Raw genomic sequence first — 22,106 nt, 5'->3', positions numbered from 1 at the left:
AATTACTAACATCAAAGTCATGTAGATGAAATCACAGACATAAAAAAAGCACCATTTAAAAAATGATGCTTTTTGATCAAATTACAACTGCTTATTTTTTTGCAGCTACAGCTGCTTCAGTAGTGATGTTAACAGTAATTTTATCACCCACGTTTGGTACATAGCTTGCGATACCAAATGCAGAACGGTTGAATGATGTTGTTGCATTAAAACCAACAGTCGCTGCCTGAGTCATTGGGTGTGGACCTTGTTTGTTCAATACTGCGTCAAGTACCACTGGCTTAGTTACACCTTTAACTGTTAAATCACCTGTGATTTTAAAGTTTTTCTTGTCTTGAGTTTCAACTTTTGTACTTTTAAAAGTAATGGTTGGATATTTTGCTGTATCAAACCAATCTGCTGCCATTAAGTGCTCATCTAAAGCTTTTACGTTGGTGTTGATGCTACTTAATGGAATCGTCACATTCACAGATGAGTTAGCAGGTTTTTTCTCATCAATGTTGATAGTACCTTGAATGTCTGAGAAGTTACCTGATGGCGTAGAAAAACCGAAGTGATCCCAAGTAAATACAGTAGCAGTATGCATTGGGTCAATTTGATAAGCCACTGGTTTAGCCATTGTCATTGTTGCTGCAGACGCGATAGCCAAACCTAAAGCAATTGATTTCATGTTCATATTGTTCATCTCTAAAAGTGTTGATACGTTTCAATGAGGTTTAGTTTATAGATTTTTGCTGCAAATACAGGATTAAAGATAAAACAGTATGTTGCATGACTGAAACGATAAATTTGTAAAAATATGCATGCGCGTTTTACATCGCTGTTGCAGGGCTGCGATATTGAATAAAACCTGTTCTTTTTGCGACACGATCATACAACTGCCGTGCCTGTAAATTATCTTCATGAGTCAGCTAATATACCCGATCACATTCACGCTGTTGCGCTGTTTGATTCACCTGCTGAATAAGCTGCTGAGCAATTCCCATCCCTCTGTACTCAGGCAAGGTATATAAATCTTGCAAATAGGCATAAGGTTTAAGCGTCCAACAACTGTCATGTTCAATTACATGCACAATTGCCACAACTTGAGTTTGATATACGGCAGCAAAACCATAAATATGCGTACTGTGTGGATTAATTAGTTTTGACCACGTATTTTGCGTAACCTCATCACTTAATTGCACCTGATAAAATTGCTGATAACCCTGCCAAAGTGGTTGCCATTGCTCAAATTGGATTTCACTTAACGCGACAATGTCGATGTGCTTAAATTGACGATCTAATATAGTTGCCTGCATGCTTTGATATTGCCTGATTATTTTTGCATCGAATCATTTTATTGATTATGCATCATTCATATTATGCTTAGGCTATTTTATAAACTATTTTTCAGCAATAAAAAAAGCTTTACCCTACGCATAGAATAAAGCTATTTTTGACGATACACCATTTAATGCACCGCATTCATCGCAATAGATTAAAGCTTCTCAATCAAAATACGATCAACTTGCTTTAAGCCTGATTGCTTTTCATGGTTCTTACGGCGAATTTTGATTTGCTGATCTTCAGCCAAATCCTGTAACAACAACTCTACCGCCACCATAGCTTCAAGTGGTAAATCTTGTCCAATCCACTTTTGCTCACCCGCATCCATTAAAGTGACTTCATCATTAATTTGCTCGTACAAACTCATTTCTCATCTCACTCAATTACACAGAGGTTTATTCACAAACCTGACTTACACTGACAAAATTTGTTGGATCATCACATCGAATACCAAACAAATATGCAAAAATAAAAGACGTCCCTTTACAGGAACGCCTTTAAAAACACTGGATTAAAAAATTAAGCTGTTAATTCTTTTACTGCAGCAACAACCGCTTCAGTGGTAATGCCAAAGTACTGATACAAGTCTTTTGCAGGTGCAGATTCACCATAAGTTGTCATACCAATAACTTTACCGTCTAAGCCGACAAACTTCCACCAGTAGTCTACATGCGCTGCTTCAACCGCAACACGTGCACGAATATGTGATGGCAATACCGCTTCACGATATGCTGCATCTTGCTTCACAAATTCTTCTGCACACGGCATAGACACAACACGTACACCTTCAAGCTGCGCGTATGCTTCCATTGCCAAGCCCACTTCTGAACCTGTTGCAATAATAATGGCTTTCAATTCACCTTTTTCTTCAGCCAAGACATAACCACCTTTTGCCACGTTCTCAATTTGCGCTTGAGTACGAGTTTGGAATGGCAAGTTTTGACGTGAGAAAATTAAAGCAGTTGGACCTTCGCTGCGTACTAATGCAGATTTCCAAGAAATAGCCGCTTCAACGGTATCTGCAGGACGCCATGTATTTAAGTTTGGCGTACCACGTAAAGATGCAATTTGTTCAATCGGTTGGTGTGTTGGACCATCTTCACCCAAACCAATCGAGTCGTGGGTATACACATGAATCACACGTTGCTTCATTAATGCAGACATACGCACGGCATTACGCGCATATTCCATAAACATTAAGAATGTTGCAACGTAAGGAATGAAACCACCGTGAAGTGCTACACCATTTGCAATAGCAGTCATACCAAACTCACGTACGCCATAATGCACGTAGTTCCCTGCTGCATTGTCCTGAACGCCTTGGCAACCCTTCCAAAGGGTTAAGTTTGAACCTGCCAAGTCTGCAGAACCACCCAATAATTCAGGCAATAATGGGCCAAATGCTTGCAAAGTATTTTGGCTGGCTTTACGCGTTGCAATAGTTTCAGCTTTAGCATTGGTTTCAGCAATAAACGCATCTGCCTGCGCGATGAATTCTGCAGGTAGTTCACCGCTTAAACGGCGTTTAAGTTCTGCAGCTTCCGTTGGATATTTTGCTGCATAGGCATCAAAAGTTGTATTCCATGCTGCTTCTGCTTCTGCACCTTTCGCTTTAGCATCCCAAGCGGCATATACATCTTCAGGAATAACAAATGCTTCATCTGTCCAGCCTAATGCTTGACGCGTCAAAGCAATTTCGTCATGACCTAATGGCGCACCGTGACAGTCTTCTTTACCTTGTTTGTTTGGCGAACCTAAACCAATAACAGTTTTACAAATAATAATAGTCGGTTTTTGCGTTTCAGCTTTTGCTTCAACCGTTGCAGCACGAATTGCATCGGCATCGTGACCATCAACTTTTAAGACTTGCCAGCCGTAAGATAAGAAACGTTGTTCGGTATCGTCAGAGAACCAGCCTTCTACTTCACCATCAATAGAAATGCCGTTGTCATCATAATAAACAACCAGCTTGCCTAAACCTAAAGTACCTGCCAATGAACATGCTTCGTGTGAAACACCTTCCATTAAGCAACCATCACCCAAGAAACAGTAAGTGAAATGGTCTACAACCTGAATATCTTCTTTATTAAATTGTGCAGCCAGTGTTTTTTCTGCTAAAGCAAAACCAACAGCATTGGCAATCCCCTGACCGAGTGGACCAGTGGTGGTTTCAATCCCTGGTGCATAACCCAATTCTGGGTGGCCAGGTGTTTTAGAGTGTAACTGACGGAACGCTTTTAAATCTTCGATTGAAAGATCATAACCTGTTAAATGCAACAACGCATATTGCAACATTGAACCATGACCATTAGACAATACAAAACGGTCGCGGTTTGCCCATTGTGGATTGGTTGGGTTGTGATTCAAAAATTCACGCCACACCACATCGGCAATATCTGCCATCCCCATCGGTGCACCTGGATGTCCTGAATTTGCTTTTTGCACAGCATCCATTGCCAATACACGAATTGCGTTTGCAATACGACGTTCGTTAAGCGGGGTCGTCATAGGTCAGAGTCCACAAAAAATCGTTAAATAGAAGAAGATGAATAGAATTCAAAACAGCCGCTATTCTCTCAAAAAAACGCCTGAGGGGTAAAGCCTATGCAACAATATTTCCGCATTAATTCCCATTCAGGGTATTTTTCGTGCAAATTCAAAGACGTTTTCACGTTTATAACAACAAGAAAATAGCTAATTGCCGTGTTAAGCTCTATTCTTGGCAAAATTCTAAAGTATAGATATTTCAATTTATAGACGCAGGATGGAATTGTGATGTCGCTCTTGCAGCAACTCCAATCAAATGCCTAGCAACAAGTTAAAACACAACAGTATTCTGTAGAAATAATAGACAGATTTTAACACATCTTGAATTTTATTCACTTTTCACACAATAAATTGAATCACAGCCATCGTCCAAAATTTTAAAACAGCTTTTGAAAATGCAGCTTGATGCAGATAAAGTCAATTCAAAGTCTTTAAATTACCCATCTACAATATTGTTTTTAAAAATGATTCACCACTTAAAAACAAGGTGCTCCTTAGTTTAAAATTATGACAGCATACTTTAGCCAACATGAATATTTTTGAGTCACAATATAGTCATACCGATACTTTATCTATTTTTTAGCTAAAGATATGCGATAAAAAGTCATTGAATTGAAATAAATTCAGCCAATTTAGTCGTAATGCGCTAGTCCTAAAGTCTAACTCGATGTAACATATTGCGTCTTTTGAATTTAACTGTGATAGGACTTATGCGCGAGTACGCTGTATTTACCTCGGAATCTGTAAGCGAAGGCCATCCAGATAAAATGGCTGACCAAATCAGTGATGCCATTTTGGATGCAATCTTAAAAGAAGACCCTTATGCGCGGGTTGCTTGTGAAACGCTTGTAAAAACGGGTGCGGTTGTACTGGCAGGTGAAATCACAACAACTGCAAATGTCGATTTTGAAGCCGTTGTTCGTCAAACCGTAAATGGCATTGGTTACCATCATTCTGACTTAGGTTTTGATGGTTCAACCTGTGCGGTCATTAACATGATTGGTAAACAATCACCTGAAATTGCACAAGGTGTAGACCGTCAAAAGCCTGAAGATCAAGGCGCAGGTGACCAAGGTTTGATGTTTGGTTACGCCAGCCGTGAAACTGATGTATTAATGCCTGCCCCAATTTCTTACGCACACCGCTTAATGGAAAAGCAAGCTGAATTACGTCGCAGTGGTGCTTTGCCGTGGTTACGCCCAGATGCAAAAAGTCAGGTGACTTTTGCTTATGAAAATGGTGTGCCTGTACGTTTGGACGCGGTGGTGTTATCTACTCAGCATGATCCTGAAATTTCTCAAATTCAGCTTAAAGAAGCGGTAATTGAAGAAATTGTGAAAAAAGTGATTCCTGCAGAAATGTTCCATGCAGACACCAAATTCCACATCAACCCAACAGGTATGTTTGTGATTGGCGGTCCTGTAGGTGACTGCGGCTTAACAGGTCGTAAAATCATTGTCGATACTTACGGCGGCATGGCGCGTCATGGTGGTGGTGCATTCTCTGGTAAAGACCCATCTAAAGTTGACCGTTCTGCTGCTTATGCAGGCCGTTATGTTGCCAAAAATATTGTGGCAGCTGGCTTGGCAGACAAATGTGAAATTCAGGTGTCTTATGCTATTGGTGTTGCAGAGCCAACATCAATTTCAATCAACACCTTCAACACTGCAAAAGTGGCAGATGAGTTGATTATTGCTTTAGTACGTGAACACTTCGATTTACGTCCATACGGCATTACCAACATGTTGAACCTGTTACAACCGATGTATAAGCAAACTGCAGCCTATGGTCACTTTGGTCGTCAAGGTTCTGACACTGCATTTACATGGGAAAAAACCGACAAAGTTGAGGCGTTAAAAGCTTCTGCAGGTCTGTAATGTAAAACTTTTCAGTTTTATCAAGCTCACTTCGGTGGGCTTTTTTATGCCTAAAATTTAGCTGTCAAACCACAATATACAAAATACGAATATGTTATAGTGAATCATTCCTGAGATTTTTTAAATACTCATCTAAGATAATGATGTAGGAGTTTATTATGGCGGTTATTCTTCAAGTCGATTTCCCTTCTGAAGGCCCATTTGGCGAAAGCATGAGCCAAGCGTACCGTGAACTTGCAGAAAGCATTAACCTAGAAACTGGCATGCTTTGGAAAATTTGGACTGAGAACGGTCAAACACAGGAAGCAGGTGGAATCTATCTGTTTGATCATGCGGCCAATGCTGAACGCTATTTTAAAAATGCACACTGCACGTTTAGAAAGTTTTGGCGTGAAGAATATTCGTGGCAAGATTTTTGAGGTGAATGCTGCACTGTCTGCAATCAACCAAGCTGATTTTTTAAGTCGCTCATCTTTTTAAATTGCTCATCCATATTGAAGAATAAAATGGTGAGTCTCTTCAATATTGAAAAAACAGTTGAATAAAATCCTGAGCCATTTAATGACTCAGGATTTTTTGAAATCTTGTATAGACGAAATAAACATTAAGCTTGGATGTAGCACTTATTGGGTACGAATCACCTCAAGCACCGATTGTTGCACAGGTACTTCTTGATGATCTTGCAAATATACATGCACGACTTTAAACACAACGGCTGCTGCCAAGCATGCCAAAATACAGAATAACCAGAAACTATAAGGACTACGAATATTGTGTGAACCACAAGTACCACATTCTTTTTCTGATGATTCCACCACCCGATTGCAACATGCGCAACGATACTGATGATACAGCATAGGTATTCTCCTACTTCACTGTAATTCTTGTTTTTATTGTTACACCATCTACCCTGATGCAGTGTAATTTTGTTTAAACAACTGTGACACTTTGTAGCCTGCATCCTTTGGATGATTTAACTGACACAATCGCTTGTGAATTAGAATGTCAAAGTTCTGCTATTCGCGCAAATCGTATTTTTGAATAAACAGTCACTTTATCCATCTAAAATAGGTATGCCATGCTAAAATTCTGCATGCTCGATTACTTGAAGTTTAGACTCAAGCTTGGCTTTCAGCACATATTTTTTTATTACACGGAGTAAAGTTAAAGTGGTGCAACTCATTAAAAAAGGTGGCTTGCGAGAACGTGCCAACCGTAGTCGTAAATACCAAGGTTCGGAAAATACCGAAGCAACTTTGCAATCAAACCGTACTTATCAGCCCAATCATTTAGATAAAACTGAAAACACGACTGCAACCGAAATACTGAATGAAAAATCGTCAAACTTGGCTTTGGACAACATCAAATCATCTAACTAATTGGCATCAAAACCTATGTTTTAAAACATACGCAGTGCATCTAACCACAACCACACAGCAAATAATAAAAATAATCCGCCCGAGACCATATCAATATAACTGCCTGAACGCTGATATAACTTTTTCATTTTTGGTGTCGAAAGTAGCAACATAAATAATGTAAATGTCACAAAAGTTTGGATTGGAATAATCACTGCCAATTGGGCTTTTAAAGATGCACTTGCCGATGAACTCAGCGCCAAAGCAAATACGCTGCTAAAATAAATTAAGGTTTTCGGATTAGATAAATTGGTGAATAGCCCCAATAAAAAGTAGTTTTTTGCGGCTGGAATTTGCACTTGAGTATCATCAAACTGTTTACGCTGCTGCCAACTATGCCAACCACCCGACAACATACCCCATCCCATTTTGGCAAGAAATAAACCGCCAATCAGCATTAAGACTTGCTGAATCCAAGGAAACTGCTGCACCAAAACCGTAAAACCCAATAGGGTCAGCACTACCCACACCACAATCCCCGATGAAATGCCCGCAATAATCTGCAAGGTATTACGACGGGTATTGCTGGCTGCACTTTTGGCAATTAATAAAACATCTGGGCCTGGGCTAAGCTGTGCCACAAAATGCAGCGAACAAATGGTGAATAACAAAGACATAAATACATTAGGAGAATTGAAAGTCCGATTATACCTTGTGCAGCAAGAGAATAAATAAGGCTTTAAAATAGGCCTCTCAATATTTGAATATTTACCCAAAAACACACATAAAAAAAACCGAATCAGCACGATTCGGTTTGATATCAAGCATCACCTATATTATTTAGGTGGATTGACATCTTTCATTTCAATTTTTTTCGCATCGGGGGTAATTTCACGTGCTTCACCATCAATAATACTGGAATCACGACCACCACCCTGCTGATTTTGCATGTCTTGCATTTGGCGCATTAAATCTGCAAACGGGTTTTGACCTGCTCCGCCCATGCCATTCATATCGCCCATCATGCCACCCATCATTTGATCCATCATGGCTTGCTGACGTTTCATCATGGCTTTCATCATTGCCGCTTTAAAGGCATTTTGTACGGCAGGAATCATCACCAGCAATGCCAAAACATCGCTAATTAATCCTGGAATCATCAATAAAAAACCCGCAAAAATTTTAGGTAAATTATTACTCAGCGCAGGATCGGCACTCATCTGCCCCATTTGCATTTGCTGCATTTGTGGCATCACGCCTGCAGAATATTTACGAATCAGGTTCAAACCAATGAAGAAAGCAGCGACAAACCAAAAGAACACGTACCACATGCTCCCCACTAGGTCGCCCACACCAATCCAGACGAAGACTTCAAGAACTAAGCCAATTAGAACAATAAGAAATAATTTCATGAAAATTAATCTAATCTCAACAAAATAAATAAAATGCAGTAACCAAGTGCTTCATCGGGATCAAGCTTTTTTGATTCGCTGTTGTTTCAATATGGGCATTATTGTATTTTTAAAGGTTAAGTCTGTCATTAATATTTTCATCATCACCCAATAACAAACTTAATACGTCTATATATTTAAACGATAAAGATAAAAATATGCGGCATAAGCCAATAATAACCACAACGCAATAAAAACTGATGCTGCAATATAACTGCTCGGTTTTTGACTGATCGCATCGGCTTGTAAACGACAGCGCTGCATTACCTCTGCAGGTACTAAACGCAATACCAACATGATGCCCAATGGCACTAAAATCAAATCATCCAAATAACCCAAAACAGGTATAAAGTCTGGAATTAAATCAATGGGAGAAATAGCATAAGCAGCGACCAACAATGCCAAAAGCTTTGCCATAAACGGTGTTTCAGGATCACGTGCTGCAAACCACACCGCATAAACATCTCGTTTAATTTGCTTCGCCCACTGTTTTAGCCTATTAATCCACTTCATTGCCGCTCTCATTTGCTACCGTATATAAAATATACGCCTCAAAACTTAAAATAAAATGAAGTCCAAAATTGAAAATATGGCAAAGGATACATGCTAATTGTTTAAACGGCAGCTTACTGACCGAATGTTTTGAAATTACTCCACACAAAAGAGATTTAAACTCCTATAATTCAACTTGATGTAATTTTTTAAGGCTTGGCATGTCACTTATTATTGGAATCGACCCTGGTTCTCGTCTAACGGGCTACGGCATTATTGAACGTGATGGCGCTAAATTACGTTTTGTAGATGCAGGAACCATTCGCACCGAAACCAGTGAAATGCCCGAACGCTTAAAACGGATTTTTGCAGGGATTGAACGGATTGTGAAATTTCACGGCCCGACTGAAGCAGCAGTTGAACAAGTGTTTATGGCGCAAAACCCAGACTCTGCCTTAAAATTGGGACAGGCTCGCGGGGCAGCGATTGCCGCTTTGGTAAATTTAGATTTACAAGTGGCGGAATATACCGCTCGTCAAATTAAACAATCTGTCGTGGGTTATGGCGCTGCCGATAAAGAACAAGTACAAATGATGGTCATGAAATTATTAAATCTATCCATCAAACCACAACAAGATGCTGCCGATGCTTTGGCTGCTGCAATTTGCCATGCTCATGCATCGGGCAGTATGACCAAATTGGCTGTGCTCAATGCCTTGGGTGGTATGGCACGCGGACGTAGTCGTTCAAGCTCCAGACGTCGCTAAATCAGCATCGCCATCGCTTATATTTTACCGATTCACAACCTGATAAATCGCTTGGCTCATGTGCTGTGCCTGTAAACCGCGCATGCCCTGCTGTGCCAATACATCCCCCGCCAAGGCATGTAACATGACAATTTCATGCAATTGAATTTTATGATGAAACTGGGCTTTTAAACTGGCAATCATGCCTGCCAACACATCGCCCATACCACCTGTACCCATACCAGGATTGCCTGCGGTACAAATCCACAAAGAGGTAGCTTGCGGTTCTGTAGATGCAGCTTGCAAAGTCAAACTACCTGAACCTTTTAACACCCAATCGCCTGCATAGCGTTGCTGCAATTGCTGAATCGCGGCAATACGGTCTGCTTCAATGGCTGCAACCGTAGTATTGAGCAAGGTCGCAGCCTCACCTGAATGTGGTGTGGCATAACTGTTCGGTTTTAGTTGGGCTGGATGATGCGATGAATGCGCTTGTTTCGCCAAAAACCACAAGGCATCGGCATCGTAAACTACTTCTACCTCGGACTGATTTAGTGCGGCAAACCAGTCTGCATAATGCTGTTCTGCCCAAGCATCTCGTCCTAGTCCCATCCCTAAACTCACGGCATCGACCTGTGAAATTAAGTGCTGAATTTCTGCGCCTGTCAGTGCGTCTATATCCCGCAACATTAAATTCGGCGCACGGCTTAATATCGCCACATGATGTTTGGCATGACAGACCACAGTCACTTTCCCTGCACCTGCGCTTGATGCGGCTTCTGCAGCCATCATCACCGCACCACCCATTTGCGCATGTCCGCCCACAATCAACACATGCCCATAACTGCCTTTGTGTCCAAAAGCCTGCCGTGCGGGTAATTGAATCAAATGTGGTGTGAGTTGGGCCAACGCTTTGAGTTCTGCATCGGCTGGAATCAAATCCAGCACATCGACCAGTCCAGTATATTCCTGTGCCTGCCCTGTAAATAACCCTGCTTTCAAACCCAAAGCTGTAAAGGTGTAATCGGCTTTAATTGCACATGGCAATGGCTGCCCCGTGTTGGCATTTAAACCGCTTGGAATATCAACCGCAATTTTTAAACCCGCTTGTTGATTCATTGCGTGAATAAGCGACTGCCACTCATCATTTAAAGGACGATCTAAACCAATACCAAATAATGCATCAATATAGCAGTCATAACTTTGTTGAAATGCAAAACCTTGAATTATATTGACTTGTTCTGTCTGAGCTTCTAAAAAAGCCTGATGTAAATCTGCCGATGAACCGCGTGTTGCGGCATAAATATCGACTTGAAAACCTGCTTGTTTTAAATATTTTGCAGTTAAATAGCCATCGCCTGCGTTATTGCCTTGTCCACAACACACAGCAATTTTTTGTATTGTAGATGGCTGTGCGGCAAAAATTTTGCGAAGTTGTAAATGTAGTGTCCATGCCACTTGCTGCATTAAACCATAGGAACTGTTTTGACTGGCAAACCAGCGTTGCTCCCACGCTTGAATACTTTGACTATGATAAACAGGGCTATGGTACACTTGCTGCGGCATTTTTCTTCCCTTCTGTTTTGTTATGGCAACATCCACCACTTCAGCACATATTTCACTCTATCAGGACGATCCAACTGCCCTGAAAAAGTGGATTAAAGCTCAAGCTTTGGCACTTGGTTTTGCTGATTGTGTCATTGCCAAACCAGATGCTCAAGCAGAATTAGCCCGTTTTCAGGAATATTTAAAACGTGGCTATCATGGCGATATGAAGTTTCTGGAAGAAAATTTAGACAAGCGCGCCAATCCCACACTATTAGTCCCGAATACCAAAAGCATTATTTGTGTGCGCATGAATTATTTGGTGGAAACACCACGTCCACGACATATTCCCGATGCACCTAACTCTGCAATTATAGCCCGTTATGCACGTGGACGCGATTATCACAAAGTCATGCGCGGACGCCTAAAAACCCTTGCGACACGTATTCGTGAAAAAGTGGGCGAGTTTGAATCACGCCCCTTTGCCGACTCAGCCCCAATTTTTGAAAAGTCGCTTGCAGAAAGTGCAGGCATGGGTTGGACAGGCAAACACACATTACTAATTCATAAAAAATCTGGGTCTTTTTTTGTATTGGGTGAGCTGTTTACTTCACTAGATTTACCTTTTGATCCGCCTGCAACTCCGCATTGCGGTTCTTGCACAGCCTGCATCGACATTTGCCCAACACAGGCCATTGTTGAACCTTATATGTTGGATGCGCGTAAATGTATCGCTTATTTAACCATTGAATATCAAGGTGTGATTCCTGAAGAATTACGTCGTGGTATTGGTAATCGGGTGTTTGGTTGTGATGATTGCCAACTGATTTGTCCGTGGAATAGCTTTGCACAAGTCACTACGGTGGAGGATTTTCACCCTCGACATGCCTTAGATCAAGTCAGCTTGCTAGATTTATGGCAATGGGATGAAAGCACGTTTTTAGCCAAAACTGAAGGTAGTCCATTGCGTCGTACAGGCTATCAAAGTTTTATGCGTAATATTGCAATCGGGCTTGGAAATGCCCCATTTTCAGCACAGATTTTGCAAACTTTGCAGCAAACGCGAGCACAGCATGATGAGATTGTGCAAATCCATATTGATTGGGCCATTCAGGAACAATTGCTTAAACAGCCTAAAATTTAAACAAAAACTACCACCCAAATGGTACGATATTTTGGCTGCAGGTTACTTGCCAATTTATGCAGTTAACTGAATTTTAGTGACCAATTCATTGCAAAATAAAAATGCTTAAAAATAAATTTTGCAGCGAAATAGTATTAAAATTGCTTAAGTTTGCAACCAAATCGACTGCATATTTTTGTTTCCATACTGTCGAATATTAGCCATGAAATTGGGAGATTATGCCTTTCTGATTCCAACTATTTGTGTATGATACAGACTATGAATAATAGGGATGATGGACTTTTACTTATGTCAGTACGCAATGATTGGACTCGGGAAGAAATTCAGCAGTTATATGAACAGCCTTTTCTGGATTTAGTCTTTGAAGCACAACGTGTGCATCGCCAACATTTTGCTGCCAATACCGTACAAGTCAGTACCTTATTGTCTATTAAAACAGGCAAATGCCCTGAAGATTGCAAATATTGCTCGCAGTCTGCGCATTATGATTCACAGCTTGAAGCTGAAAAACGTATTGCAGTGGATAAAGTCATTCAAGAAGCTAAAGAAGCCTTAGCATCAGGTTCTTCACGCTTTTGTATGGGTGCTGCATGGCGTAATCCGCATGAACGCGATATGCCGTATGTTCTAGAAATGGTACGTGAAGTCAAAGCATTGGGCTTAGAAACTTGCATGACTTTAGGGATGTTGAATCAATCTCAAGCAGAACGCTTAAAAGATGCAGGTTTGGATTATTACAACCACAACCTAGACACATCGCGTGAGTATTATCCCAATGTGATTAGTACTCGCAGCTTTGATGACCGCTTAAATACTTTAGATATTGTGCGTCAAACAGGTATGAAAGTGTGTAGTGGCGGTATTGTCGGTTTAGGTGAAGATACCCAAGACCGTATTGGTTTGTTACATGAATTGGCGACTTTACCGTTACACCCTGAATCTGTGCCAATCAATATGTTAGTTCCGATTGAAGGTACACCACTGGCTGAAGTCGAAAAGCTAGATGTGATTGAATGGATTCGTACTATTGCAGTTGCACGTATTATCATGCCAAACAGCTATATTCGTTTGTCTGCAGGGCGTGAATCGTTGTCTGATTCAGATCAGGCATTGGCATTTATGGCAGGTGCGAACTCGTTATTCTCAGGTGAAAAACTTTTAACTACACCAAACGCAGGCGAAGGCAAAGACAAACAATTGTTCCAAAAGTTAGGCTTAGTGCCTGAACGTGCTAAACCAACGGTTTCTGAATTGTCGGTAGATGCGATGGCAATGGCTTAAAGTTTTAGCATCCATCCAAATGTACAAAGTCCCGCAAAGGGACTTTGTTTTTTATGCAGCAAAATAAGTTTATGCGGCAATGCTTTTAAGAGGTGATTAAAATTCCGTAACTGGCATTTAAATACTGCCCTGTTTTAATAATATCTACCCCGTTGGCATGTTCTACCGTCAGTTGTTGCTGAATCGCATCATAATAAAACCGATCATAACAGTCCTGATGATGCAGCAACCACGTCAAAGTATCTGCTAGATTGTCATCTACAATATACGTTTTTTCTTGAAAGTTTTTAGCCATAAATACGGTCAGTTCAATATTTCTAGGTACTGGATTTTAAGCGGAATACCTTGTGGGATAAAGTGTGCGGAGGATAGAAAATTTAATTGTGCACTTGTATAAATCAAACTTCGTACAGCATGAGAAGTCTCCCCACCAAAAGAGGTGGGAATGATATATGTAGTTTTGAAGATGGATAAGTGCAGTCTAATCTATACATGCAGGCAAGACTAAGCAAAATATTCAGGCTATTAGCCTAAAATAAAAAAGTGAGTCATAAAGACTCACTTGGTTTTAATACAGATTCAATACTTAACATTATTGTGTCTTAGAATCCCCACACTTACGACACTCTAAATGCGCCCCGATTTCTTCCATTGCGTCATATTCATAAATATGGATACAGAAAATTTGCTTTAACAGTTTGATCATAAATGACATTCCTTTTGATTTTTATACATCACGTTTGTGATCTCATCCTGAGATACAAATGCCATCAAGGCTGATTGACATAAACTACTATTATCATATTTAAAAAAAATAGCAAATCTAATTTAGGAACTTTCCGACAAATGACAAATTCATCTGCATACTTGCTGAAATTGAGTGCATAAATAGCTGTAAATTCATTCGCTTATATTATTTCAATTTTCAGCGCACTTGAAACAAGAAAAACTGCTCAAAAGCTAATTTATTAAAAACCAAAGAATCGCAATAGCCAATAACATCATGCTTTCTGTTATTTCAATACTCGCACCAACGGTATCGCCCGTAATTCCACCTAAACGCTGCATAAATTTATATCGCAAATACAAGGTGCTAAGGATAAAAGTCAGAACGGTCACCAAACCCACCCATCCCCAAAGCACTCCTGCAAGCAAGGTCAATGCGATCACAATTTTTGTGCCTGTTTTAGGCAAATGTGCCTGAATAGCAGTGCCTAAACCATTGGCACGTAAATAAGGCGTGCTTAAAAATAAAACCAAAGCGCTTAATCGTCCCAATACGGGTACAAACAGCAAAAATGCCAAATACTGTTGTTCGAGCAATACATACAACGCAGACCATTTTAATAAACAGCAGATCAGTAAGCTCAATACTCCAATCGGGCCGCTGCTTGGGTCTTTCATGATGTTTAAGCTACGTTCAGGATCACCAAAACCGCCGACCCATGCATCGGCAGTATCAGCCAGTCCATCTAAATGCAAACCACCAGTGAGCCAAATCCAGAGAACTAAAATCAGGCTGCTACTAAGCACCAAAGGCAGAAATTGCAGCAAACTGGCAACACCCCAAAGCACAGCTCCGATTAGCAAACCCACCACAGGATAAAACAACAACGACTGCGCATTTTGTTGTGGACTCGGCAGTTGTTTTAAGGACACAGGCAAAGTGGTGAGAAATTGCAAGGCAATCCAAAACGCTGTCATTGTTGCTCCTGCATCGTCACGCTTCCATCCAAATGCAATTGAAATGAACTCAGTTGCCCTAAATCTGCCGACATTTTCAAAATATCATCTAAGGGTTGTTGCTGCGCCATCACCTTTAACAGCTTAATGACCCCACCGTGTGTGACCAGTAAAATTCGTTTTGGCTGATTCGTGTTTTTGACTTGTAAATACTGAATAAAGTCCTTCAAACCTTGTACAACCCGTTGTTGAAAATCGAACAAGGCTTCTGCCTGTGGCGGGGCAAATTGCGTAGGGGTCGTCCAAAATTTTGCTAAATCTTCAGGATATTCTGCATATAAAGTCTGGGTTGAAGCCGCTTCCCAAGTACCAAAATGCATTTCCTGAAACTGGGCATCAATATAAAGTGGCAATTGCTGTTCGCCAGAAAAATCCTGAGCAAAATTCAAACAACGCTGCAAAGGAGAACTCAGAATCATATCCCATTGCAGACCATGATCCAGCGCAGTATTCACGGTTTGCTGCATTGTTTTCCAGCCTTTGGACGTTAAAGCATCATCGGTTGAGCCACGCAAAGTATGGCTCAATGCTGTTTCTCCATGCCTTAATACATCTAGCCTGAGCATGAAGTTACTTTCTCGCCAATGACTGCTGCTTCTGCAAAAGTTGCCATTTGATTATGCAAGGCACAGGCCAGCTGGATGATGCCCAAAGCAGCACCTGCACCACTGCCCTCACCCAAACGTAAATTTAGATTTAATAATGCCTGCGCATTTAACTCTTCCAATAAACGGCGGTGGCCATATTCTGCCGACTGATGTCCAAACAACATCCATTCACGCACCTGCGGGTTTAGACGGACAGCAACCAATGCCGCAGCACTACTGATAAAACCATCCACCACTATAGGCATACCTAGCTGTGCACAGCGGATATATGCGCCCACCATAGCCGCAACTTCTAAACCACCAACAGCACAAAGGGCTTTAAAGGCATCTTGTTTTACATAGTCTTGATGTAGCGCCAAAGCTGCATCAATCACCTTCTTTTTATGTTGTAATTGTGCAGTGTCAATACCTGTTCCCACACCTGTGAGTGCTTCTGCAGGTGCTTGCAATAAAAAGCAAGATAAGGCCGATGCAGAGCAAGTATTCCCAATCCCCATTTCACCTGCAACATAGATTGAGGCCTGTTGCGCAACAGCATCTTCAACACTTTTACGCCCTAAAGCCATAGCCTGCATACACTCTTGCTCGGTCATGGCAAACGTTTTAGCAAAATTTGCTGTACCAGCACGAATACAATGTCGCTCTACGCCCGCATAGTCATACGCATCGCCCACTGAACCACAGTCAATCACTTGTAGTTGTGCCTGATACTGTTTAGCAATGACGCTGATACATGCGCCACCCGTCGCAAAATTTTGCAGCATTTGTCGTGTCACCGCTTGCGGATAGGCCGAAATATTTTCTTCCATGACGCCATGATCACCTGCAAAAATGCAAATCCACGGACGTTCAATATTCGGTTGCGCTGTGCCTTGTAAAGATGCCAGTTGAATTGCGACATTTTCAAGTTCAGCTAACGACCCTGTAGGTTTTGTCAGTTGAAGCTGTCTTTGGATTGCCTGCTGTTTCATCTGCACATTGGGTGTTTGACATTCAGCTAACCACCAAGTCATGAATTCTCTCCTTTTAAAAGCATTGGAAAACCAGCAACACAAAACTGGACTTTGTTTGCAATTTGCCCTAACTGTTGATGTAGCCGCCCTGATTCATCTACAAATTTGCGAGTGATTTCCCCTAGTGGCACAACACCTAAACCTGTTTCATTGCTCACCAAAATAATATCGGCCTGCAAATGAGGTAAAACTTCAAGTAATGCTGCAATTTGTTGTTCAGCAAAGTTTTCTGCCGTTTGCATCAACAAATTACTCATCCACAAAGTTAGACAATCTACCAAAATGACATGATCTGAATGATCCAGCATTTTTAACTGTTGCGCCAAATATAAAGGTTCTTCACACAATTGCCATGACTGCGGGCGCTGTTGCTGATGATGCTGAATCCGTGCCTGCATTTCGGCATCGCCCGCTTGTGCGGTTGCCACATAAATAACCGTTTTGCCAAATTGCTGTGCACTTTTTTCAGCTAGGCGACTTTTCCCAGAACGTGCACCGCCCAAAATAAGTTGAATCATGATGCTCCCAAAGGAAATTGATAGCTGCTAAACAGCGGTCCTTGTAATGTTTTCGCCTGATAATATCCAAAATTTAAATGCCGAATATTCAAATCGAAATGTTGCACTGCAGTATTTTGAATACGCTCTAAAATATGATTAGTTGAATGTTCAGCTTGATACAGCCCCAAAGTAATATGCGGATGATACTGTAAAGCGGCAATTTCCGCTCCTGCTGTGCTTAAAGCCTGTCGAATACGGCATAATTGCTGAGCATGATCTTGCACATCGACAAACAATGCACTGTTAAAGCTATTGATCCCGCCAATCTGCAATTGAAAAGGTTGCAATTGCAAATGTTGCAGCGCCTGCAATTGTCGCTGAAATTGATGTTCAACAAAGTCATCATCCCAGTGCTTTTTTTCTGCGGAAAAACCACAAATGTATAAAGTGATATGAAACTGGCGGGTATTAGGAGTCAATAATAAATCAGAAAATTGCTGTTTTAATCGTTCTAAATATTGAACTAAAGCAGGATGCTCAATGCTTAAGTACCACAACGCATAATGCTCACGCCCACGATGCCATTCAGGATAATCATGCTGCTGTGTGGGAATAACAAACTGATTGGCTTGAATAAACACTGGATAATTCAATAAATTAAGGCGACTCATGGTAAAACATTCATAGCGCAATGAACATGAAAATAATGCAGCTTCAGCTGAATATTTTTCAGGATCATTTCCGAGTACTACTTATTTCACCTTAAATACACATTTTTCAAGCTTGCAAATTCTCAGCGAATAGATGGTTGAAAATGACATGAAATGTTATGCTGAAATTAAGATCAAGTAGACTGATCTACGTAATAAAAAATCTACGCAACGGTCTAAATCATGATGAACAACACTGGAGTTTATGATGCAACAAGAATTGATATGTTATAAGCAACTTCCAATTTGGAATCATGATTCAATTCCGCAAGGTTTTAAGAAACAACACAACACGCAAGTAGGCACTTGGGCAAAACTTACCATTTTAAAAGGTGAAATTCATTTTTCAATGCTGCATGAATCAGGCGAAGTGCAATCTGAGCATGTTTTTTCTGTGCAAAACCAACCGCCTTTTATTGAGCCGCAAGCTTGGCATAAAATCGTATCTGCCAGTGAAGACATTGAATGTCAGCTCAGTTTTTATTGTTTAGCTCAAGATTATTTTGTCAAAAAATACAAATTAAGCCCAACCCATTCTGAAATTATAGCCGCACTGCCGCAGTTACCCGTTGGCAAAGCTTTAGATGTTGGTTGTGGTACAGGCCGCAATGCGCTGTATTTGAGTCAGCATGGTTTTCAGGTCGATGCTTGGGATGGTAACCCGACCAGTATTCAAAAATTGAATGAAATTATTGAAACAGAGCAGATCACTACCATTCAAACTGCGGTGCGTGACTTGAATCAGGATTCATCTATTTCAGGGCAATATCACTTTATTAATTGTACTGTGGTGATGATGTTCTTGGCACCTGAAACTACTCCAAAACTCATTCAAAATATGCAAAAAGCCACTCTTTCACAGGGTTATAACTTAATTGTTTGTGCAATGGATACTGAGGACTACCCTGTACAACAAGACTTCCCTTTTAGCTTTAAAGCGGGTGAATTAAGTGCGTATTATGCTGATTGGGATATTGTGAAATACAATGAAAATCTAGGTGAGTTACACCGTACAGATGCTGCAGGTCATCGAATTAAGCAGCGTTTTGCGACCTTGTTAGCAAGGAAAAAGTAATAGTGATAAGAAGCTGAAAAGCAAGTACTTTATAACGTTAGTGTAGTGAAAGGTTTTTAACAGTCTCAATTTACAGGCTCGATTGGACCGCTTTGAGCGAATTGCGGAAATTTCTCTTCGTATCATAGTGCTCATTCAAAAGTATGCTTTGTTTGATATAGCGGACATTACCTTTTCGGATTTTATTGCCCATAAACTACTAAATTAAAACTCGCTTAATGTACCTTACTAATTATCTTTTAAAAATGCAGCTCTTCTATCCGACACGGTTTTCCGTATAAATAGCCTTGATAGGTGTGACACCCCATACTCTGCAATAACGCGCGCTGGGCTTCTGTTTCAACACCCTCAGCTATGACTTGCAGTTCCATTGAGTCGGCTAATGTTATAACTGCCTGAGCGATGGCCCTATCATTACTGCTATTGATAATATCTCGAACAAACCCTTGGTCAATTTTCAACTGATTTATAGGCAATTGTTTTAAGTAGGATAAGGATGAATAGCCTGTACCAAAATCATCGATTGAAAAAGTCACGCCGTGCTGCTGCAACTCTTTCATCTTAGCTTTAACATCAGGAATGTTATTTGCGAGCAACGTTTCCGTAATTTCCAGCTTTAGCAACTGTGGATTTGCACCTGAGGTTTTCAATGCATTTAAAACAGTCTGAACAAAATTATCTTTGCTAAATTGAACTACGCTTATGTTAACCGCAATGCTTAGGTGTTGTTTTTCGGATTCTAAAGACCATTTTGCCAGAGTGGCGCAAGCTTCCTCTAGCACCCACTCGCCAATGGGTACAATAAGACCTGTTTCCTCCGCTAATGGGATAAATTGCAGTGGCGACACCATGCCTTTTTCTGGGTGTATCCAGCGTAACAATACCTCAACACCAATACACTGCTTCAGGTGATTGACCTGTTTTTGATAGAAAAGTACAAATTGCTGGCTTTGTATTGCAGAGTATAAGTCGCTAATAATTGCTGCTCTTGAGCTTACTGCAACTTGCATTTGCGGGTCAAAAAACTGCACACCATTTCGGCCAGCATATTTAGCCTTGTACATAGCCATATCAGCTTGCTTTAACAAATCTTCTTTTGACAGATTTTCACTGTTAAAAAGTGTTACACCAATGCTTGCCGAACTATTGTAAGTTAGACCGTCAAGATTATATTCCCTTGTTAAATTACTCACGATTTTTTGTGCAAGTCTCTCAGCCTGGTTCGCTGCTAATGTTGGTTCATGACTTAAATCTGATGCAATAATAACAAACTCATCGCCGCCTAAACGCGCTACGGTATCACCTTGTCTCACTGAGTTGACAAGACGCTCAGCGACCTGACACAACAGCAAATCACCTTTATTATGACCAGCACTATCATTAAGGTTTTTAAAGTTATCTAAATCAAGAAAAAATAATGCTGAGAAGTTCCTTGTACGAACGCTATGATTTATAGCTCCCGTCAATCTGTCCAACAACAGACGTCGATTAGGTAGCAATGTTAATGGGTCATAAAATGCTAACTGGTGAATTTCATTTTCACGTTGTTTACGCTCAGTGATATCCCTGACAACACCGATAAAATTAACTTCACCAGCCATTTGAACTTCAACTACACCAAGCTCGATTGGAAACATAGAACCATCTTTGCGCAAGGCCTCAAGCTCACGAATACGCCCAGTAATGTCACTGACACCACGTTCTATATAGTTTGATAAGTAGCTATCGTGATGCTCTCGATGAGGTGACCCCATCAACATGCTAATATTTTTGCCAAGCGTTTCATCTTCCGTATAGCCGAAGATTTCCTGTGCGGCTTGGTTAAATGTCAGAATTTTACCACGACCATCAATAATAATAATGCCATCAAGCAACCCTTCAACAACAGCTTCCATCTGCCTTGACTTATCACTAAGCGCTTTTTCTGCAATTATTTGGTCATTGATATCAAAGTGTGTACCCAATAACCATAGAGCTTTGCCATCATATGTCCTTGAAGAAATGCGCCCTCTGGTGTTTATCCATTTCCATTCACCATTTTTGTGTTTCATACGAAGATTGGCTTCATATATGGGTATTAGGCCTGATATGTGCTTTTCAAGAATAGTTGCACAATAAGCCAGGTCATCAGGATGCGTTAGCCTTTCCCACGTGTATCTGTTTCCAGGTAATAACTCAGAAAGTGTGTAACCCAGTAATGCGGCCCATTTATCATTGGGCGGATTCAAGCGGCAAGTGCAACAGTATAAAAACCAGCCATAACTTCACTCGGTGTATACCAACCTAGGGTTTTTCTAGGACGATGGTTGAGTGCAAATTCTATCTGCTCTATTTGTTCGTTTGACACGTCATCAAACGATGATGATTTTGGCAGATATTGCCGGATTAAACCATTCGTATTTTCATTTCTAGCTCTCTGAATAGACTTGTAAGGATCAGCAAAATACGTCTCTATGCCAGCATCAATAATTCTTTTGTGTTCGGAAAATTCTTTGCCATTATCAAATGTCACACTATAAGCATGGCTCATTTGTAAACGATCTAATGCACAAGTAATCGTTTTAGAGGATTCTCTCGTTGACCCTAAATGAACAATATGTACATACAGGCTCTTTCGATCAACGAGAGTCAATAAAGCACCTTTATGATGTTTACCAATCACCGTGTCACCTTCGAAATCTCCTAAACGT

24 protein-coding genes and 1 pseudogene are annotated in these 22,106 nt (G+C 40.7%); 8 read left to right on the top strand and 17 right to left on the bottom strand.

The window, feature by feature from the left end:
• Window positions 1-91: 91 nt before the first annotated feature.
• The 4 genes and pseudogenes from ACEO2X_RS03830 to tkt all read right to left on the bottom strand — a co-directional run bounded on the left by ACEO2X_RS03830 (window position 92) and on the right by tkt (window position 3,834).
• The gene (locus tag ACEO2X_RS03830) at window positions 92-676 is read right to left on the bottom strand and encodes a YceI family protein (RefSeq protein ID WP_371971100.1); all 585 of its coding nucleotides are present in this window, start codon (window positions 674-676) and stop codon (window positions 92-94) included.
• Window positions 677-812: 136 nt separating this feature from the next.
• Window positions 813-1,298 (bottom strand): annotated as a pseudogene (locus ACEO2X_RS03825) (GNAT family N-acetyltransferase).
• 179 nt (window positions 1,299-1,477) lie between these two features.
• Entirely contained in the window at window positions 1,478-1,693 is a 216-nt protein-coding gene (locus tag ACEO2X_RS03820) for a hypothetical protein (RefSeq protein ID WP_004976879.1), read from the bottom strand.
• Window positions 1,694-1,845: 152 nt separating this feature from the next.
• On the bottom strand, window positions 1,846-3,834 hold the full coding sequence (tkt, locus tag ACEO2X_RS03815) for a transketolase (RefSeq protein WP_004976881.1): 1,989 nt from the start codon (window positions 3,832-3,834) through the stop codon (window positions 1,846-1,848).
• A 749-nt stretch (window positions 3,835-4,583) separates the two neighbouring features.
• Between tkt and metK the strand changes: the two genes are divergently transcribed.
• From metK to ACEO2X_RS03800, 3 genes are all read left to right on the top strand, one after another.
• Window positions 4,584-5,750, top strand: coding sequence for a methionine adenosyltransferase (metK, locus tag ACEO2X_RS03810; protein ID WP_004976883.1), 1,167 nt, complete (start codon window positions 4,584-4,586; stop codon window positions 5,748-5,750).
• A gap of 158 nt (window positions 5,751-5,908) precedes the next feature.
• Entirely contained in the window at window positions 5,909-6,169 is a 261-nt protein-coding gene (locus ACEO2X_RS03805; protein ID WP_371971099.1) for a YdhR family protein, read from the top strand.
• Complete coding sequence (locus tag ACEO2X_RS03800) at window positions 6,141-6,230, top strand: hypothetical protein (RefSeq protein WP_371971098.1); 90 nt, start codon at window positions 6,141-6,143, stop codon at window positions 6,228-6,230. The genes ACEO2X_RS03805 and ACEO2X_RS03800 overlap by 29 nt, the downstream gene beginning before the upstream one ends.
• Window positions 6,231-6,373: 143 nt before the next feature.
• Here ACEO2X_RS03800 and ACEO2X_RS03795 read toward each other — a convergent pair whose 3' ends face one another.
• Window positions 6,374-6,604, bottom strand: a complete 231-nt coding sequence (locus ACEO2X_RS03795; RefSeq protein WP_371971114.1) for a hypothetical protein — start codon at window positions 6,602-6,604, stop codon at window positions 6,374-6,376.
• Between the two features lie 315 nt (window positions 6,605-6,919).
• Between ACEO2X_RS03795 and ACEO2X_RS03790 the strand changes: the two genes are divergently transcribed.
• Window positions 6,920-7,129 carry a hypothetical protein gene (locus tag ACEO2X_RS03790; RefSeq protein WP_154320816.1) on the top strand — a complete coding sequence of 70 codons (210 nt, stop codon included), beginning with the start codon at window positions 6,920-6,922 and terminating at the stop codon, window positions 7,127-7,129.
• A 20-nt stretch (window positions 7,130-7,149) separates the two neighbouring features.
• On the opposite strand, the gene ACEO2X_RS03785 is transcribed toward ACEO2X_RS03790, so the two are convergent.
• The 3 genes from ACEO2X_RS03785 to ACEO2X_RS03775 form a co-directional block, all read right to left on the bottom strand.
• The gene (locus ACEO2X_RS03785; RefSeq protein WP_004976890.1) at window positions 7,150-7,785 is read right to left on the bottom strand and encodes a LysE family transporter; all 636 of its coding nucleotides are present in this window, start codon (window positions 7,783-7,785) and stop codon (window positions 7,150-7,152) included.
• 159 nt (window positions 7,786-7,944) lie between these two features.
• Window positions 7,945-8,520: an FxsA family protein gene (locus ACEO2X_RS03780; RefSeq protein ID WP_004976892.1), complete on the bottom strand. Its 576-nt coding sequence runs from the start codon at window positions 8,518-8,520 to the stop codon at window positions 7,945-7,947.
• 168 nt (window positions 8,521-8,688) lie between these two features.
• A complete protein-coding gene (locus ACEO2X_RS03775) occupies window positions 8,689-9,072 on the bottom strand; it encodes a YkvA family protein (RefSeq protein ID WP_096901198.1) in 384 nt (127 codons plus the stop codon).
• 200 nt (window positions 9,073-9,272) lie between these two features.
• On the opposite strand from ACEO2X_RS03775, the gene ruvC reads away from it, so the two are divergent.
• Entirely contained in the window at window positions 9,273-9,818 is a 546-nt protein-coding gene (gene ruvC / locus ACEO2X_RS03770; RefSeq protein ID WP_004976895.1) for a crossover junction endodeoxyribonuclease RuvC, read from the top strand.
• Window positions 9,819-9,842: 24 nt separating this feature from the next.
• On the opposite strand, the gene ACEO2X_RS03765 is transcribed toward ruvC, so the two are convergent.
• A complete protein-coding gene (locus tag ACEO2X_RS03765) occupies window positions 9,843-11,363 on the bottom strand; it encodes an NAD(P)H-hydrate dehydratase (RefSeq protein WP_371971097.1) in 1,521 nt (506 codons plus the stop codon).
• A 22-nt stretch (window positions 11,364-11,385) separates the two neighbouring features.
• Here ACEO2X_RS03765 and queG point away from each other — a divergent pair, with 22 nt between their 5' ends.
• Together queG and bioB are read left to right on the top strand one after the other, a co-directional pair.
• Window positions 11,386-12,486: a tRNA epoxyqueuosine(34) reductase QueG gene (gene queG, locus ACEO2X_RS03760; protein WP_371971096.1), complete on the top strand. Its 1,101-nt coding sequence runs from the start codon at window positions 11,386-11,388 to the stop codon at window positions 12,484-12,486.
• A 288-nt stretch (window positions 12,487-12,774) separates the two neighbouring features.
• Complete coding sequence (gene bioB / locus ACEO2X_RS03755) at window positions 12,775-13,767, top strand: biotin synthase BioB (RefSeq protein WP_104851863.1); 993 nt, start codon at window positions 12,775-12,777, stop codon at window positions 13,765-13,767.
• An 85-nt stretch (window positions 13,768-13,852) separates the two neighbouring features.
• Here the strand turns inward: bioB and ACEO2X_RS03750 are convergent, their stop codons facing one another.
• The 6 genes from ACEO2X_RS03750 to ACEO2X_RS03725 form a co-directional block, all read right to left on the bottom strand.
• Window positions 13,853-14,062 (bottom strand): hypothetical protein, encoded by a 210-nt coding sequence (locus ACEO2X_RS03750; protein ID WP_004976903.1) that lies wholly within the window; start codon window positions 14,060-14,062, stop codon window positions 13,853-13,855.
• A gap of 665 nt (window positions 14,063-14,727) precedes the next feature.
• Complete coding sequence (locus ACEO2X_RS03745; RefSeq protein WP_371971095.1) at window positions 14,728-15,471, bottom strand: adenosylcobinamide-GDP ribazoletransferase; 744 nt, start codon at window positions 15,469-15,471, stop codon at window positions 14,728-14,730.
• A complete protein-coding gene (locus ACEO2X_RS03740) occupies window positions 15,468-16,076 on the bottom strand; it encodes a histidine phosphatase family protein (RefSeq protein WP_286417494.1) in 609 nt (202 codons plus the stop codon). Before ACEO2X_RS03740 ends, ACEO2X_RS03745 begins: the two co-directional genes overlap by 4 nt.
• Window positions 16,064-17,131, bottom strand: coding sequence for a nicotinate-nucleotide--dimethylbenzimidazole phosphoribosyltransferase (gene cobT, locus ACEO2X_RS03735; protein WP_286417496.1), 1,068 nt, complete (start codon window positions 17,129-17,131; stop codon window positions 16,064-16,066). Before cobT ends, ACEO2X_RS03740 begins: the two co-directional genes overlap by 13 nt.
• Complete coding sequence (cobU, locus tag ACEO2X_RS03730) at window positions 17,128-17,649, bottom strand: bifunctional adenosylcobinamide kinase/adenosylcobinamide-phosphate guanylyltransferase (protein WP_242770408.1); 522 nt, start codon at window positions 17,647-17,649, stop codon at window positions 17,128-17,130. Before cobU ends, cobT begins: the two co-directional genes overlap by 4 nt.
• Window positions 17,646-18,272, bottom strand: a complete 627-nt coding sequence (locus tag ACEO2X_RS03725) for a 2'-5' RNA ligase family protein (RefSeq protein WP_371971113.1) — start codon at window positions 18,270-18,272, stop codon at window positions 17,646-17,648. The genes cobU and ACEO2X_RS03725 overlap by 4 nt, the downstream gene beginning before the upstream one ends.
• A 277-nt stretch (window positions 18,273-18,549) precedes the next feature.
• On the opposite strand from ACEO2X_RS03725, the gene tehB reads away from it, so the two are divergent.
• Window positions 18,550-19,416 carry an SAM-dependent methyltransferase TehB gene (tehB, locus tag ACEO2X_RS03720; RefSeq protein WP_167845945.1) on the top strand — a complete coding sequence of 289 codons (867 nt, stop codon included), beginning with the start codon at window positions 18,550-18,552 and terminating at the stop codon, window positions 19,414-19,416.
• A 239-nt stretch (window positions 19,417-19,655) separates the two neighbouring features.
• Here the strand turns inward: tehB and ACEO2X_RS03715 are convergent, their stop codons facing one another.
• Together ACEO2X_RS03715 and ACEO2X_RS03710 are read right to left on the bottom strand one after the other, a co-directional pair.
• Window positions 19,656-21,644 (bottom strand): EAL domain-containing protein, encoded by a 1,989-nt coding sequence (locus ACEO2X_RS03715; RefSeq protein WP_371971094.1) that lies wholly within the window; start codon window positions 21,642-21,644, stop codon window positions 19,656-19,658.
• The coding region (locus ACEO2X_RS03710) for an IS30 family transposase (protein ID WP_371971093.1) at window positions 21,641-22,106 on the bottom strand (466 nt) is incomplete at its 5' end. The genes ACEO2X_RS03715 and ACEO2X_RS03710, both read right to left, overlap by 4 nt.

The sequence above is a fragment of the Acinetobacter sp. AL9 genome, assembly GCF_041464035.1.
In the GTDB taxonomy this organism is placed as follows: Bacteria; Pseudomonadota; Gammaproteobacteria; order Pseudomonadales; family Moraxellaceae; genus Acinetobacter; species Acinetobacter towneri.
Note: the sequence above shows the minus strand (reverse complement) of the source record. Positions and strands in the feature narration are given on the sequence as shown.